The 14,730-nt window shown below is 65.1% G+C and carries 14 protein-coding genes; 6 read left to right on the forward strand and 8 right to left on the reverse strand.

Annotation, left to right across the window (positions count from 1 at the left end):
- Window positions 1-6: 6 nt before the first annotated feature.
- Together BLT40_RS16665 and BLT40_RS16670 are read right to left on the reverse strand one after the other, a co-directional pair.
- Window positions 7-786 (reverse strand): ABC transporter permease, encoded by a 780-nt coding sequence (locus BLT40_RS16665; RefSeq protein ID WP_079520880.1) that lies wholly within the window; start codon window positions 784-786, stop codon window positions 7-9.
- Complete coding sequence (locus BLT40_RS16670; protein ID WP_090355035.1) at window positions 783-1,703, reverse strand: ABC transporter ATP-binding protein; 921 nt, start codon at window positions 1,701-1,703, stop codon at window positions 783-785. Before BLT40_RS16670 ends, BLT40_RS16665 begins: the two co-directional genes overlap by 4 nt.
- Before the next feature lie 175 nt (window positions 1,704-1,878).
- Between BLT40_RS16670 and BLT40_RS16675 the strand changes: the two genes are divergently transcribed.
- The 3 genes from BLT40_RS16675 to upp all read left to right on the forward strand — a co-directional run bounded on the left by BLT40_RS16675 (window position 1,879) and on the right by upp (window position 4,523).
- Complete coding sequence (locus BLT40_RS16675; protein WP_090355037.1) at window positions 1,879-3,381, forward strand: aminotransferase class III-fold pyridoxal phosphate-dependent enzyme; 1,503 nt, start codon at window positions 1,879-1,881, stop codon at window positions 3,379-3,381.
- A gap of 132 nt (window positions 3,382-3,513) precedes the next feature.
- A complete protein-coding gene (locus tag BLT40_RS16680; protein ID WP_090355039.1) occupies window positions 3,514-3,828 on the forward strand; it encodes a PsiF family protein in 315 nt (104 codons plus the stop codon).
- A gap of 59 nt (window positions 3,829-3,887) precedes the next feature.
- Window positions 3,888-4,523: a uracil phosphoribosyltransferase gene (gene upp / locus BLT40_RS16685; protein ID WP_036114872.1), complete on the forward strand. Its 636-nt coding sequence runs from the start codon at window positions 3,888-3,890 to the stop codon at window positions 4,521-4,523.
- A gap of 25 nt (window positions 4,524-4,548) precedes the next feature.
- Here upp and BLT40_RS16690 read toward each other — a convergent pair whose 3' ends face one another.
- From BLT40_RS16690 to BLT40_RS16700, 3 genes are read right to left on the reverse strand one after another with little or no spacing between them, the layout of a single operon-like run.
- Complete coding sequence (locus BLT40_RS16690; protein WP_176167733.1) at window positions 4,549-4,962, reverse strand: roadblock/LC7 domain-containing protein; 414 nt, start codon at window positions 4,960-4,962, stop codon at window positions 4,549-4,551.
- Window positions 4,956-5,495 carry a GTP-binding protein gene (locus BLT40_RS16695; protein ID WP_036114875.1) on the reverse strand — a complete coding sequence of 180 codons (540 nt, stop codon included), beginning with the start codon at window positions 5,493-5,495 and terminating at the stop codon, window positions 4,956-4,958. The genes BLT40_RS16690 and BLT40_RS16695 overlap by 7 nt, the downstream gene beginning before the upstream one ends.
- Window positions 5,496-5,500: 5 nt before the next feature.
- Window positions 5,501-6,157, reverse strand: coding sequence for a hypothetical protein (locus BLT40_RS16700; RefSeq protein ID WP_139382657.1), 657 nt, complete (start codon window positions 6,155-6,157; stop codon window positions 5,501-5,503).
- 232 nt (window positions 6,158-6,389) lie between these two features.
- Here BLT40_RS16700 and BLT40_RS16705 point away from each other — a divergent pair, with 232 nt between their 5' ends.
- Window positions 6,390-9,125 carry a lamin tail domain-containing protein gene (locus tag BLT40_RS16705; RefSeq protein ID WP_090355041.1) on the forward strand — a complete coding sequence of 912 codons (2,736 nt, stop codon included), beginning with the start codon at window positions 6,390-6,392 and terminating at the stop codon, window positions 9,123-9,125.
- A gap of 97 nt (window positions 9,126-9,222) precedes the next feature.
- Here BLT40_RS16705 and pip read toward each other — a convergent pair whose 3' ends face one another.
- Together pip and BLT40_RS16715 are read right to left on the reverse strand one after the other, a co-directional pair.
- On the reverse strand, window positions 9,223-10,179 hold the full coding sequence (gene pip, locus BLT40_RS16710; protein WP_090355043.1) for a prolyl aminopeptidase: 957 nt from the start codon (window positions 10,177-10,179) through the stop codon (window positions 9,223-9,225).
- A gap of 184 nt (window positions 10,180-10,363) precedes the next feature.
- Window positions 10,364-11,746: an FAD-binding oxidoreductase gene (locus BLT40_RS16715; protein WP_090355045.1), complete on the reverse strand. Its 1,383-nt coding sequence runs from the start codon at window positions 11,744-11,746 to the stop codon at window positions 10,364-10,366.
- 115 nt (window positions 11,747-11,861) lie between these two features.
- Here BLT40_RS16715 and serA point away from each other — a divergent pair, with 115 nt between their 5' ends.
- Together serA and BLT40_RS16725 are read left to right on the forward strand one after the other, a co-directional pair.
- Window positions 11,862-13,097, forward strand: coding sequence for a phosphoglycerate dehydrogenase (gene serA / locus BLT40_RS16720; protein ID WP_090355047.1), 1,236 nt, complete (start codon window positions 11,862-11,864; stop codon window positions 13,095-13,097).
- Between the two features lie 12 nt (window positions 13,098-13,109).
- A complete protein-coding gene (locus tag BLT40_RS16725; RefSeq protein WP_143025905.1) occupies window positions 13,110-13,760 on the forward strand; it encodes a hypothetical protein in 651 nt (216 codons plus the stop codon).
- An 11-nt stretch (window positions 13,761-13,771) separates the two neighbouring features.
- Here the strand turns inward: BLT40_RS16725 and BLT40_RS16730 are convergent, their stop codons facing one another.
- Window positions 13,772-14,716, reverse strand: a complete 945-nt coding sequence (locus BLT40_RS16730) for a GGDEF domain-containing protein (protein WP_090355052.1) — start codon at window positions 14,714-14,716, stop codon at window positions 13,772-13,774.
- Between the last annotated feature and the right edge of the window lie 14 nt (window positions 14,717-14,730).

Here is a 14,730-nt window from a genome sequence, read left to right on the forward strand (position 1 = left end):
GCTACTTCAACCGTAGCGGCGCAGGCGGCGCGTCGCGATCAGGAGAAACACCGCGGTGAACCCGACCAGCACAAGCGCGTGGATCGCGTCACCGCCCTCTCCCAGACCCACCACCGAGAGCGCCAGCCGGTCGAGATGATACGCGGGCCACAACGGCGCGATGGACTGCAGGAACGACGGCAGCACCGGCAGCGGAATCCACAGGCCCGACAGGAACGCCATCGGCAGGTAGATCAGGTTGACCACCCCGGGCGCGCCCTGCCCCTTCACCAGCGTACCGATCAGCAGGCCCAGCGCGCAGAACGGCAGGACGCCGAGCACCTGGAGTACGAAAAAGGCGGCGATGCGCGATGCGGGCAACGACACGCCCGCGACGAAGGTCGCCAGGCAAAGCAGGATGATCGAGATGATGGCGGCCACCAGCACGGCCATGCACATCTTACCGATGAGGTATGCGCCGGGAGGCATGGGCAAAGCGCGCTTGAGTGTCAGTAGCCCGGTATCGCGCTCCAGCGCCAGCGACACGCCGAAGCCGAAGAGCCCCGGCGCCATGACACCGAACGTGCCGTATGAGGCAAGAAGATAGCGTGGCGCATCGGCGCTGTTCGAATGCGCGAGGAAGATGCCGAACATCACGTAGAACACCGACGGAAACAGCAGCGTCGGCAGCAGGAACCCGGGATTGCGCAGGTAACGCAGGCATTCCGCCCGGGCTTCCTGGAAATAAGCGTTGATCAGGCGCCCGGCGGTCATCACCGGCACGGCGGTACTTTCGATCGTGTTCATGCGGCCTCCCGGGCGACGTCGCCGGCTTCGGATTCGCGGGTGATTTCAGTGAAGGCCTCCGCCAGACCGGCACGCTGCACTTCCAGTTCGGACAGTGTCGGATCCGCTTCGAGCAGGCGGCGCACGACGCCTTCCGCCAGCGTCGTGGCGATGGTCAGACGCCCCTGATGCGTGTCGACCGAGGTCACCCCGGGCCACTGCGCGATGATGTCCACCGGTGTCGTGGTATCACAGCGAACACGGCGCACAGCCACATGCGCGCGTAGCGCATCGACCGTCCCTTCGGAGATCACCTTGCCTTTGGCGATGACGCAGACGCGGTCCGCCAGCGCTTCGGCTTCTTCCAGATAGTGCGTGGTCAGCACCACGGCACAGCCGCCGGCGACCAGCGTGCGGATAGCGGTCCACAGCGCCTGGCGGGCCGTGATATCCATGCCGACCGTAGGCTCGTCGAGAAAGAGGATTTCGGGACGCCCCGCCAGCGCCATGGCGAACTGCACACGGCGTTGCTGACCGCCCGACAGATCGCTGTACTTCCGGCCCAGCAAGTCGACGATGCCGGCCAGGGCGGCGGACTCCGGGACGGGGCGCGGCTCCGGGTAGTAGCTCGCCGTGAGGGTGAGCAACTCGCGCACCTTCAAGGTGGGCGGCAGACTCGCCGACTGCAACATGACGCCGATACGCCGACGCGCGTCGATGTCCTGCGGATCGCGGCCGAAAAGGCTGGCGGTACCGCTGTCGGCGCGGATGAGACCCAGCAGCAGACCGATGCTCGTGCTCTTACCGGCCCCATTAGGCCCGAGCAGTGCCAGCAACTCGCCGCGGTGGATGGAGAGATCGATGCCGTCGAGCGCGACGAGGTTGCCGTAGCGCTTGCCGACATGGTCCAGACGTGCAATGCAGGTGTCGTTGTTCATGAGTGCCCTCCCTTGCGTCGCACCATATTCGGACGCAACCCGTTGGTGGCAGTCGCTTGCGTCATTGTGCGAGTGTGACAAGCGTCACCCGGGGGTTACGGGGCCAAAAACCGCATGCTATGCTGGTCCATTAAACCCTTTACATATAAACACTTAGCGGTCGAAGGAGTGCGTTATGGACGTTATCGGTCATCTGCGTGAGCTGCGTGAATTCGGTGGCTCGGCGCGTACGCGGGGCCTCCCGGATACGACCATCGCCCGCTTTGCCTCCTCCGACCCCGCGCTGGTCCGTGCCATCGAAGAGGCGGTTGCCTATCACCGCGCGCTGCGTACCGACATGGCCGACTTCCTCCGCCTGGACGAAGCCGAGCAGATCCACCAGCTGCAGTCGAGCCTAGTCAACTTCTATCCCGACGACGGTCTCAACCCGTATGTGCCCGCCGCGGCTCGCGGCCCGTGGGTCGTCACGCTGAAAGGTGCGGTGGTCCACGACAACGGCGGCTACGGCATGCTCGGCTTCGGTCATAACCCGGAGGCGATCATCGAAGCGATGTCGCGTCCGCAGGTCATGGCCAATGTGATGACGGCCAACGTCTCGCAGACGCGCCTCTGCGCCGCGCTGCGCAAGGAACTCGGTCGCACACGCGGCGGCAGCCCGTATACGCATTTCCTCTGTCTCAACTCCGGCTCGGAATCGGTCACGCTGGCCGGCCGCATCGCCGACGTCAACGCACGCCTCATGACCGATCCGGGCGCGCGTCACGCGGGTCGCAGCATCAAGCGTCTCGCCGTGAAGGGGGCCTTCCACGGCCGCACCGAGCGCCCGGCCCTCTACTCCGATTCCTCGCGTCGCAACTACCAGCAGCACCTGGCCAGCTTCCGTAACGAAGACTCGCTGATCACGGTCGAGCCCTATAACGTCGCGGGTCTGAAGGCCGCGTTTGCCGAAGCCGATCGCCAGGGCTGGTTCATCGAGGCGATGTTCCTCGAGCCGGTCATGGGCGAAGGCGATCCGGGCCGTGCGCTCACGCCGGAGTTTTACGCCGCCGCACGCGAACTCACCCGCGAGCACGGCACCCTGCTGCTGGTCGATTCGATCCAGGCTGGCCTGCGTGCGCACGGCGTGCTGTCGATCGTCGATTACCCCGGATTCGAGTCGATGGAAGCGCCGGACATGGAGACCTTTTCCAAGGCGCTCAACGCTGGCCAGTACCCCCTCTCCGTCCTCGCCGTCACCGAGCGCACCGCCGGCCTGTATCGCAAGGGCATCTACGGCAACACGATGACCGCCAACCCGCGTGCCCTCGACGTCGCCGTCGCCACGCTGGCCGAACTGACCGACACGGTGCGCGAAAACATCGTGGCGCGTGGCCGTGAATTCGTGCAGAAGCTCGAGGGTCTCAAGAACGAACTCGGCGGCCTGATCACCAAGGTCCAGGGCACGGGCCTGCTGTTCTCATGCGAGCTGGCGCCCGAGTTCAAGTGCTACGGCGAGGGCTCCACCGAGGAATACATGCGCGAGCGCGGCATCGGCGTCATCCATGGTGGCGCCAACTCGCTGCGCTTCACCCCGCACTTCCAGGTGACCAGCGCCGAGGTGGACCTCATCATCGAGGAGATCCGCCATGCGCTGAAGGAAGGCCCGCGCCGGGCGGAATCGTCAACCAAGGCGGCGTAACCCCCTGTAGGAGCGCGCCCTGCGCGCGACCTCATGCCGCGACTGCGCGGCCCGAAAAATCGCGCGCGAGGCGCGCTCCTACAGGTTAAGCTCGGACCGCCGGATTGGCCCGGCGTCACGTAGGGGTTCGCCATGCGTACGCAGATTCGTGTCCTTGCCGTAGCTTCGCTTCTCGCCTTCGCCACAGGCGCCATCGCGGCCTCGCCGCAGGCGCCCGCCAAAAAGGAGCTCACGCCGCAGCAACAGCGGATGAGCACCTGCAATACGCAAGCCACCGGCAAGAAGGGCGACGAGCGCAAAGCCTTCATGAGCAGCTGCCTGAAGGGTGAGCAGCCGGCCAGGGCGACGCAGCAGGACAAAATGAAATCGTGTAACGCCGACGCATCGGCAAAGAGCCTCAAGGGCGACGAACGCAAGCGCTACATGAGCACCTGTCTCAAGGGCTGATCAACAGACCGGGCGCCGCGTGCGAGAATGGCGCGTCGCCCACTGCCCTGTTTCCGTCCATGAAAATCGTCGAAGTCCGTCACCCCCTCATCCAGCACAAGCTCGGCCTCATGCGCGCCGCGGGCATCAGCACGAAGGAATTCCGTGAGCTGGCCTCCGAGGTCGCCGCGCTGCTGACGTACGAGGCCACGGCCGACATGGAAACCGAGTGCAAGACCATTCAGGGCTGGGCTGGCCCCGTCGAGGTCACCCACATCAAGGGCAAGAAGGTCACCATCGTTCCGATCCTGCGCGCGGGCCTCGGCATGCTCACCGGCGTGCTCGAGATGATCCCGGCGGCGAAGGTCAGCGTGGTCGGTCTTCAGCGCGACGAGGAAACGCTCGAGCCTGTCGCCTACTACGAAAAGCTCAGTGGCGGCATGGACGAGCGCACGGCGATCATCGTCGATCCGATGCTGGCGACCGCGGGCACGCTGGTCGCCACCGTCGACATGCTCAAGGCGGCCGGCGCGAAGCGGATCAAGGGCCTGTTCCTGGTCGCCGCGCCCGAAGGCCTCAAACGCATCGAGGCCGCACATCCGGACATCGAGATCTACGTCGCCTCCATCGACGACCATCTCAATGAACTGGGTTACATCCTGCCCGGCCTCGGCGACGCGGGCGACAAGATCTTCGGCACCAAGCAGAAGACCTGAGTCCTGACGAACGTCGCACCGCGAATCAGCCGGTGACGGCTTCGCGGGCGTCGAGCGCGGCGGCCAGCCGGGAGGCATGCTGCCGCGTCGTGTAAAGCATCTGCCCGAGTCCCGAGTGAGTACCACCGGCGACGCAGACGACGACATCGAGATGCTCGCTGCGCGCCTGGCAAAGCACGACGTGCCCTCCTTCCGCTTCGATGCATACGTGCCGGCACGCCCCCAGATGCGCTTCGTGACTGCCCAGCTCGCCGAGCGCGGCGAGCGAGCCCGCGACGGCGGCCAGCCGGGCTGGATCGTCGCCCGGTTCGACCCGGCATGCCAGCTGCAAGCCATCGCTCGTGGTCACGATCACGGCGCGTACGCCCCGGACGTCACGCAGCAGGCGATCGGCCGTCCGTTCGCATAATGTGCGGGATTCCTCGTCGACCGTCAGCACGCGACCTCCGCATGGGCGGTCAGCTGCCAGAGCAGCAGATCGATCAGCTGCAGGACATCGTCCTTGCGCGTCGCGTTGGCCGCGATCACCGGACAGGTGACGCCGTGGCGTGCCGCCACGCGGACGAAGGCATCGAGACCCGGCAGCGGATGCCCTTCGGTGCGGCCGATGCCCACCACGCAGGGTGCCGTGCGCAACAGATCGGCGAAGCCGGCGAGGTAACGGGAAAAATCCTCAAGCGGGGCCGGCCGGCTGTTGTCGATGAGGATGATCAGACCGAGCGCGCCGCGGCCGATGATCTTCCACATGAAGTCGAAACGTTCCTGGCCCGGCGTACCGTAGAGGCGCAGCGTCTCGCCATCGGCGAGCACCAGTTCGCCGTAATCCATACCGACCGTGGTGGTCGCCTTGGCGAAACCCGCATCCATGTTGCGTGCTTCGGTGGCCATCGGCGCGACGTCACTGACCGCGGCTATCGCGGTGGTCTTGCCGGCGCCGGTCGTGCCCGTGAACACAAGCTTGAATTCAGGCATCGCTATCAGAGCCCCAGTCGTGCACGGATACGCCCGATCACGCCGACGCGCTCACGCACGGTCAGGCTCGACAGAAACGGATTCTGGATATCGCGTTTTCCGGCGGCGAGCGGTTCGCTGGACAGCAACCCCGCGTCATGCAGGTCGGTGAGCAACTGGCGGCATTCGCCGGCGGTGCAGCCGATCATCCGGGTGAGCTCGCCGGCGCTGACGTCCGCACGCAGCAGGACCGCGGACATGCGCATGCGCTCCCGCGTCGCGACCAGTCCGGCTTCGGGCCAGTGACGCAGCCGAAAGCTGTTGGTCGCCATCGCATGACGGTCGATGCGTGAGGGCAGCGCCGGCGATGCCTGCTCGAGCAGGTCGCCCAGGTCGTTCAACGCATCTTCGAGCATGTGATAGTTGAAGGGGAACGCCAGCACCCGGCTGTGTTCGGTCGCATCCGCGTAGGCACCCCGTCCGACAGGCTGCAGTGCGATGCGATTGTCTTCGCTGCGCACCACCAGATCGCCTTCGACCGCCGTAGCGGTCCAGCGCTGACGAAGCCGGCCATCGATCACCCGCATCAGCGAGCGCAGCACCATTTCATGTCGCGTCTCGACGTCCCGGCATTCGAACGTCAGCCCTCGCCGTTCCTGCCGGAAAAGCGCATCACTGTTCACGAAATCCCCCGATAACGCGCTGAAAACGGTGTTTTCGCCACCGTGCTGGGAGTGAGATTAGCCAGCACGGCAGGCGAATAGCGCGACATTCGTCACACATCCGGTGCGTCACATTCCGCTGTCATAAATTTGCGTCAGACTCCCCGGTACGGACCTTCACGGGGGGAACGTCGCGCGAGGACCGGGCGACGCTGTGGGTCGCGTACAACCAACGACTCGAGGGGACATTCGAATGCGTTTGACCACGTCACAGCGCGCCACATGGGCGGCGCTGGCAGGCCTCATGGCCGTCCTTCCGCTGCAGGCGGCGGACCTTTCCATCACCCAGTTCCGCGTACGCGGGCCCGCCGGCGGCAACGACGAATTCGTCGAGGTGCAGAACACCGGCACCGCCGCGCTGGACGTGTCCGGCTACAAGTTCAACGCGTCCAACGCGAGCGGCACGACCGGCACACGCTTCACCTTCCCTGCCGGGACATCGGTCGCTCCGGGCTGCTTCCTGCTGCTTTCCAACAAGGCGGCATCGGGCTATTCGGGCACGGTTACGCCTGACCTGAGCTACTCGACAGGCGTCACCGACGACGGCGGCCTCGCTCTGCTCGACGCTTCGGGATCGGTCATCGATCAGGTCGGCCTCAGCGCGGGTTCGGCGTACAAGCTCGGCACGGCGCTGACGACGCTGGGTACCGGCAATTCGGACCAGGGTTACCAGCGCAAGGTCAACGGCGCGGGCCTGCCGCAGTCCACCGGCGACAACTCGGCGGACTGGGTGAAGGTCGCGCCGACCGCGCCGCGCGCAAGCACGTCGCCGTGTACCGTCCAGGGCACCAGCCTGTCGATCGCCGATGCCACAGTGAGCCTGCGTAACGGCGACGACGTGCCGATGCCGTTCACCGTCACGCTGAGCGAGCCGGCGGACACCGACGTCACCGTGTATGCCCGGACCGCGGACGACACCGCCACCGTGGCGGCCGGCGACTATGACGCCGTGGATACGACGCTGACGATTCCGGCCGGTTCGACCACGACGACCCTCACGGTGAACGTGCACGGGGCCAGGGCCGCCGGTCCGGACAAGGCGCTGCGCGTGAATCTGTCCAACGCGACGGGCGACGTGACGCTGGCGAAGGACACCGCGGTCGGCGCCATCCTCAATCAGATCCCCATCGCCGCTGAAATCTGGCAGGTCACCGGTCGCGGTCAGGTCTCGCCACTGGTCGGCAAGCGTGTCGCCACGACGGGTAACGTGGTGACCGCCGTCGGCCCGGCGGGCTTCACCATCCAGACGCCGGACAACCGTGCGGATGACGACCGCCTCACCTCCAACGGCATCTATGTGTTCACCAGTTCGGCACCGACGGTAAAGATCGGCGACCTGGTGAACGTGGAAGCGACGGTCGACAATTATTACAACCTGCCGGAACTGAAGAGCGCCACGGTCGTCACGACGATGCACGGCGCGAAGCTGCCGGCCGCCGTCGTCTTCGGTGACAAGATCCCGTCGACGGATCCGAACGCCCTCTCCTGCGGCGACACCAACTTCCAGTGCTACGTCGGCATGCGCGTCGCCATCGACAACGGCATGATCACCACCGGCAACCTGCGCTTCAGCAACGAACCGTTCGCCGAGGTGTACATCACCGCCAACGGCCAGCGTTCGCTGCGCAAGCCGGGCGTGCGCTACACGGTAGCCGTGCCCGATGGCGTCAACCTGCCGAACTGGTCGGGCAACCCGGAAGTGTTCAAGATGAACACCGCCGACTACGGTGCCGTGCCAGCCAACACGCCATTCAACGCGGGCACCACGTTCCGCGCGGAAGGCGTCATGTCGTACGCGTTCGGTGCGTATACGCTGATCCCGACCAAGGTCACGGTGAAGAAAGCGGTCGATCTGCCGCGTCCCGTGGACTCGCGTGCGTTTTACGCGGTGCGGGTGGGCGCGCTCAACACCGAGCGTTTCTGCGACACCAACTTCAACACGACCTTTACCTGCAGCGGCGGCGACACCGAGCCGACGGCGGATCAGGTCAAACTGAAGACGCAGCGCCTGTCCGCATACATCGGCGGCGTGCTCAAGCTGCCCGACATCCTCTCTGTGGAAGAAGTGAAGAGCCTCGCCGTGCTGCAGGGCCTCGCCAGGCAACTGGGTGACGACTACCCGGCACAGTACGAAGCGTTCCTGCAGGAAGGCCACGATCCGAGCGGTATCAACGTCGGTTTCCTGGTGCGTACCGACCGCGTACGCGTGCTCGACGTGCGCCAGCTGGGCGCGGATGAAACCTGGCAGGATCAGGGTTCGACCGCCTTCGTGCACGACCATCCGCCGCTGCTGCTGACCGCCGAAGTGCCGTCGATCATCGGCAAGATGCGCATCAACGTGATCTCGGTGCACCCGAAGGCACGCCAGAACGTGGACAAGACCGGCACCACCGCCGATCGCGACCGCGAAAAGCGCTTTCTGCAGGCGAAGTCGCTGGCGACCCAGGTCCAGGCGATTCAAACCGACCGCAAGAACCTCCTCGCGCCGCTGCTGGTCGTCGGTGACTTCAACGCGTATCAGTTCAGCGATGGCTTCACCGACGTGGTCGGGCTGATCTCCGGTCGCTACGACGACAGCCAGAACCTGCTGAAGCTGGGCAAGAACCTGGTCAGGCCGGCACTGTGGAACGCCGTGGATTCGGTACCGGCGAACGATCGCTATTCGTTCCTGTTCACCGAGAACTTCGGCAACATCCAGGGCCAGGCCCCGCGCTCGGTGCCGACGCACCAGGTACTCGACCATGCGCTGCTCAACACGGTGGCCCGTGGCCTGTTCCTCAAGATGCAGTACGGCCGCGGCAACCTCGACGCACCGGTACAGACGCTGGACGATTCCGCGTCGGCGACCGATGTGAAGAAGGCGCTGGGCTCATCGGACCACGATGGTTTCGTGGTCGACATGGTGACGCTGCCACTGGGATTGTTCTAAAACCCTTGTAGGAGCGCGCCTCGCGCGCGAAAGGCTCCGTGCGACGCTCTGTCGCGAACGGGCTTTTCGCGCGCGGGGCGCGCTCCTACCTGTTTTGTCAGCCGGCAAACCGATCCGTAGCCCGTACCAGCTCCTTGATGATCCCCGGCTCGAACGCCGAATGCCCCGCGTCCTGCACGATCTTCAGATCGGCTTCCGGGAACGCGCGATGCAGATCCCATGCGCTACGCACGGGACACACCACGTCGTAACGTCCCTGCACGATCACCGTGGGGATATGGCGAATCTTGCCCACGTCGCGCAACAGCTGGCCGTCGACCTCGAAGAAGCCGGCATTGACGAAGTAGTGGCATTCGATCCGGGCGAACGCGAGCGCGAACTCGTCCTCGCCGCTCGACGCGATATGCCCCTCGTCCTGGTACAGGTAGCTGGTCGCGCCCTCCCACACCGACCACGCCCGTGCCGCGGCCACGCGGACCGCCGGGTCTTCACTGGTCAGCCGGCGATGGTAGGCGCTGATCAGGTCGCCGTGCTCCGCCTGCGAAATGGCCGACAGATACGTCTCCCAGGCATCGGGATAGAGCTGGTCGCAACCACCCTGATAGAACCACTCCAGTTCCGAACGACGCAGCATGAAAATGCCGCGCAGGACGAGTTCGCTCACGCGATCCGGGTGCGTCTCGGCATAGGCCAGCGCCAGCGTGGAGCCCCACGAGCCGCCGAAGACCTGCCACGTGTCGATACCCAGATGCTCGCGAAGGCGCTCGATGTCGGCGACGAGGTCCCAGGTCGTGTTGTCGGTGAGTTCGGCATGCGGTGTGGACTTGCCACAGCCACGCTGGTCGAAGAGCACGATGCGGTACTTCTTCGGATCGAAGAAGCGACGGCAACGCGGATTCGTGCCGCCACCCGGGCCGCCGTGGAGAAAGACCACCGGCTTGCCCTGAGGATTGCCGCTTTCCTCGAAATAGAGCGTGTGCAGCGGCGAGACCGCGAGCGTGCCGCTGTTGTAAGGCTCGATCGCGGGGTAGAGGTCGGGGGAATCCTGGGCCATGGGGGCACGTCTCTGGGGTGCGGGGAAAGCCCAAGGCTAATGCCCCTGCCACCGCCTGCCAACCTCCTCCAGCTGAGCTACGACCGCGCCGTGCGCGCGACCAACGAACTACGCGCGCGCCAGGGTGCCACTGCGTCACCGCGTTGTTGGCTTTTCGCGCGCAGGGCGCGCTCCTACCGGCTCGCTAAAGTAGCTTGCCCGGATTCATGACGTTATTCGGGTCCCACACCGACTTGATCCCGCGCATCAGGGCGATCTCGGCTTCGCTGCGGACACTACCCAGCCAGGGCTTCTTGACCAGGCCGATACCGTGCTCAGCGGAAATACTGCCCCCGTGGCGCTGCAGCGTGTCGACCAGCAGCGAGGTGACGTGCTCGCACTGTTCGACAAAGGCCGCATTGTCGAGATCGGCCGGCTTCAGCACGTTGATATGCAGATTGCCGTCACCGATGTGGCCGAACCAGACGACATCGAAGTGGGGGTATTCAGCGGACAGCAACGCCTGCATCTCCGCCATGAACGCCGGGACCGCGGAGATCCGCACCGAGACGTCGTTTTTATACGGTTTATGCGGCGCCAGCGACTCGGTAATCCCTTCGCGCAGACGCCACAACGACGCCGCCTGAGCATCGCTGGAGCTGATCGCGCCATCGACCACCCAGCCTTCGCCCAGACAGAACTCGAAGAACGCCAGTGCCGCGGCTTCGGCGGCCTCGTCCGGGGTGTCGAATTCGGTGACGACGTAGAACGGATATTCCCCGTCGAATGGACGCTGCGCGCCGTGCGCCGTCACGTGCAGCAATGCACGATCGGTAAAGAATTCGAACGCGCCGAGTGTTAGACGGTGACGTGCCTCGGCGAAGACTTTCATCAACGCATCCATCGCCGGAACCGCGAGCAGCATCACTTGCGAGGGCGGCGGCGGTGACGTGAGGCTCAGGGTGGCTTCGACGACGATGCCGAGCGTGCCTTCCGAGCCGATCACCAGATGGCGCAGGTCGTAGCCGGACGCGTTCTTGATCAGGCCCCGGTTGAGATCCAGCAGCTCGCCGGTCCCGGTGACGACCTTCAGACCCGCGACCCATTGTCGCGTGTTGCCGTAACGGATCACGCGGATGCCGCCGGCGTTGGTCGCGATATTGCCGCCGATCTGGCAGGAGCCCCGCGCGGCGAAATCCACCGGGTAAAGCAATCCGCGTTCCTTCGCCGCGTTGTGCACGGCCTCCAGGGCGATGCCCGGCTGGACGGTCAGGGTGCGGTCGATCGGGTCGAAGTCGAGCACGCGGTTCATCCGGTCGAGGGTCACCACCAGCTCGCCGTTGGCCGCCACGGCACCGCCGGAAAGGCCCGTCCGGCCGCCCGAAGGCACCAGGGCCACGCCCTGCCCGCTCGCCCAGCGGACGATGCCCTGCACCTCTTCCACGGTCGCCGGGTAGGCAATGGCGAGCGGCGCGGGCGTCCAGCGACGGGTCCAGTCGCGGCCATGGTGCTCGAGGTCGCCCGGATCGGTCGACAGCCTGAGTTCGGGAAGGAGGCGGGCCAGTTCGGCCAGGCGCGGGTCGGTCATGGGAGTCTCGCTCGGGTATCCACCGAGGGTGCCAGTCCGCCGGGTGCGCTGCAACATGGGCGTCACGATCTGGCATAGTGGTCAGCCCTGAATCCGCGAAGCAGAAGCGTCAGCCATGAAGCGCACGTCGTACCCGAAAGAAGACATCAAGGTGCTGCTCCTCGAAGGCGTCAGCCGCAGCGCGCTCGACACCTTCCGCCAGGCCGGCTACTCGCAGATCGAGTTTCACGAGAAGTCACTGCCCGAGGACGAGCTGAAAGAGCGCATCGCCGATGCGCACATCGTCGGCATCCGCTCGCGCACGCATCTCTCCGCCGACGTGCTGGCCGAAGCGCGCCGCCTGATCGCGGTGGGGTGCTTCTGCATCGGTACCAATCAGGTCGATACGGTCGACGCCGAGCGACTGGGCGTGCCGGTCTTCAACGCGCCCTACTCCAACACGCGCAGCGTGGCGGAGCTGGTGATCGCCGAAACGATCATGCTGGTCCGCCGCATCCCGGAAAAGAACGCCGAGTGCCACCGCGGCGGCTGGTCCAAGTCGGCCGCCGGCAGCTTCGAGGTCCGCGACAAGGTGCTCGGCATCGTCGGTTACGGCCACATCGGTACCCAGGTCGGCGTGCTCGCCGAATCGCTGGGCATGCGCGTGATTTTCCACGACGTCGAGCCGAAGCTTTCGCTGGGCAATGCACGCCCCGCGGCCAGCCTGGACGACCTGCTCGAGCGCGCCGACGTCATCACGCTGCACGTGCCGGAAACACCGCAGACGAAGAACCTCATCGGCGCCGCCGAGATCGCCCGCATGCGTCCCGGCTCGATGCTGATCAACGCCTCGCGCGGCACCGTGGTGGATATCGACGCACTGGCCGACGCCCTGCGTACGAAGCACCTCGCCGGTGCCGCGATCGACGTGTTCCCGGTGGAGCCTAAAGGCAATACCGATCCGTTCGTCTCGCCACTGGTCGGCATGGACAACGTCATCCTGACCCCGCACGTCGGCGGCAGTACGGCCGAGGCGCAGGAGAACATCGGTATCGAGGTGGCGTCCAAGCTGGTGCGTTACAGCGACAACGGCAGCACGCTCTCGGCGGTGAATTTCCCCGAAGTGTCCCTGCCCGGCCACCCGACCAGCCGCCGCCTGCTGCACATCCATCGGAACATTCCGGGTGTGCTGTCGCGGGTCAACGAGGTGTTCTCCAAAGCGGCGGTCAACATCGACGGCCAGTATCTGCAGACCTCGCCGCAAGTCGGTTATGTCGTGATCGACGTGACCTTCAGCGAGGAGCATGCCGTGGCGCTGCGTAACGAGCTGGCGGCGATCGAGGGTACGCTTCGGGCACGCGTGCTTTACTGAAGGCACGACGCCATGCCGGAACCCAGGAGACGACAGGCACGCGTCAGGTGGCTGGGCATCGCCACCTGCTGTTTGGCCGGCATGGCGCAGGCCCACGTTCAGCCTGCACAGGAAGCACCCCAAACCGATGACACCACCCTGCGCTGCAAGGATGCAGGCAAAGTCGTCAATGACTACTACGGTTTCACCGCCCTGTTTCCAGGGTCGCTGCACGCCTACCCGGATTCACCCATCGACATGACTGACCACGGCTGCGTGGTCAGTCTGGACGACAACGCAGGCAGCGACCGCAGCATTGACTTGTTCGCTGCCTATAACGCGGCGCTCGACGATACCGTGCGGCAGGCCACCGACGAGCGCATCGACGGCATGACCCACGACGAGACGATCGATCATGTGATCCTTGTCTCGCGTCGGGGGATGTCGCTTGGTGGTCTGAAAGCGGAGCGCAGCGTCATCCGTTACCGTGAAAAGTCGACGGGTCGGCCGCACGTTTCCGACGTGGTGACCGCCTTACGTCATGTCGTGAAACCGTCCGACGGATTTTCACACACCTATACGGTATCCCTGACCACGACTGAGGAGGCTTATCAAGGCGACCGGGTCACCTTCGAGGCCATCCTTGCCAGCTGGCGGACCATTCGCGCGGAAGACAGTCCCTGACAGTGCGGTGATCAGCAGCCGTCGGCGACGACACGGGCGCGGCCACGCTCTTTAGCGCTGTACAGACGCTGGTCCGCCCGACGAATGAAGGCCGACAGCTCATCGCCCTCCTTAGGCACGATGCTGTTGACGCCCGCGCTCATGGTGATGCGCTTGCCCGAACCGATGCCCGCATGCGGGATCAGTGCCTTGTCGACCAGATCGAGGCAGCGCCATCCCAGCGCCAGCGCTTCGGCCTCGTCGGTATCCGGTAACAACAGCACGAACTCCTCACCACCGAAGCGGCACAGGAGGTCGGCGGGTCGACGCACGATGCCGGACAGCGCCGAAGCGACGCGTTTCAGGCACTCGTCGCCTTCCAGATGCCCGTAGTGATCGTTGTACTGCTTGAAGAAATCGATATCGAGGACGACGAGCGAAATGGGCTTGTGAGTGTCTTTGGCGTCGCGCCATTCCGTCTCCATCATCGTGTCGAAACGACGACGGTTGGGCACGCCGGTCAGGCCATCCTTGAAGGAAAGCTCTTCGAGCTCGCGCTGCATGTTGAGCAGCTTTTCTTCAGTGCGCTTGCGCTCGCTGATGTCGAACATGAAGCCGACCAGCGCATTCGGGGTGCCGTCCTCATTGCGCACCACATGCACGACATCGCGAATCCAGACGAAGGTGCCGTCCTTGCGCAGCGCGCGATAATCGGCCTCGTGATCGATGCCCGCCATCGACTGCGAGACACAGAAGTCGAAAACCCACGCGCGGTCCTCGGGGTGCATGCGATCGACCCAGTCCTGCACGGTCATCCAGGATTCCGGTGCCCAGCCGAGCAGTTCCTCGATCTGCGGTCCCACATAGGCAAAACGCAGCGTCGCCCAGTCGATCTTCCATGGAATGGCGCGCGTCGATTCGAGCAGCGTCTTGTAGACCGCGACGTCGTCGTCGCGAACGATGTCCTGGATACTCATGCATTCCCCCCATG

The sequence above is a fragment of the Dyella sp. 333MFSha genome, from assembly GCF_900102405.1.
Classification (GTDB): domain Bacteria; phylum Pseudomonadota; class Gammaproteobacteria; order Xanthomonadales; family Rhodanobacteraceae; genus Luteibacter; species Luteibacter mycovicinus.

What these genes read in the sequence shown, in the direction of transcription:
- BLT40_RS16680 (WP_090355039.1), top strand. Translation starts at nt 3,514, where the DNA reads ATGCGTACGCAGATTCGTGTCCTTGCCGTAGCTTCGCTTCTCGCCTTC.
- BLT40_RS16715 (WP_090355045.1), bottom strand. Translation starts at nt 11,746, where the DNA reads ATGACCGACCCGCGCCTGGCCGAACTGGCCCGCCTCCTTCCCGAACTC.
- pip (WP_090355043.1), bottom strand. Translation starts at nt 10,179, where the DNA reads ATGGCCCAGGATTCCCCCGACCTCTACCCCGCGATCGAGCCTTACAAC.
- BLT40_RS16725 (WP_143025905.1), top strand. Translation starts at nt 13,110, where the DNA reads ATGCCGGAACCCAGGAGACGACAGGCACGCGTCAGGTGGCTGGGCATC.
- upp (WP_036114872.1), top strand. Translation starts at nt 3,888, where the DNA reads ATGAAAATCGTCGAAGTCCGTCACCCCCTCATCCAGCACAAGCTCGGC.
- serA (WP_090355047.1), top strand. Translation starts at nt 11,862, where the DNA reads ATGAAGCGCACGTCGTACCCGAAAGAAGACATCAAGGTGCTGCTCCTC.
- BLT40_RS16730 (WP_090355052.1), bottom strand. Translation starts at nt 14,716, where the DNA reads ATGAGTATCCAGGACATCGTTCGCGACGACGACGTCGCGGTCTACAAG.
- BLT40_RS16665 (WP_079520880.1), bottom strand. Translation starts at nt 786, where the DNA reads ATGAACACGATCGAAAGTACCGCCGTGCCGGTGATGACCGCCGGGCGC.
- BLT40_RS16705 (WP_090355041.1), top strand. Translation starts at nt 6,390, where the DNA reads ATGCGTTTGACCACGTCACAGCGCGCCACATGGGCGGCGCTGGCAGGC.
- BLT40_RS16675 (WP_090355037.1), top strand. Translation starts at nt 1,879, where the DNA reads ATGGACGTTATCGGTCATCTGCGTGAGCTGCGTGAATTCGGTGGCTCG.
- BLT40_RS16670 (WP_090355035.1), bottom strand. Translation starts at nt 1,703, where the DNA reads ATGAACAACGACACCTGCATTGCACGTCTGGACCATGTCGGCAAGCGC.
- BLT40_RS16695 (WP_036114875.1), bottom strand. Translation starts at nt 5,495, where the DNA reads ATGCCTGAATTCAAGCTTGTGTTCACGGGCACGACCGGCGCCGGCAAG.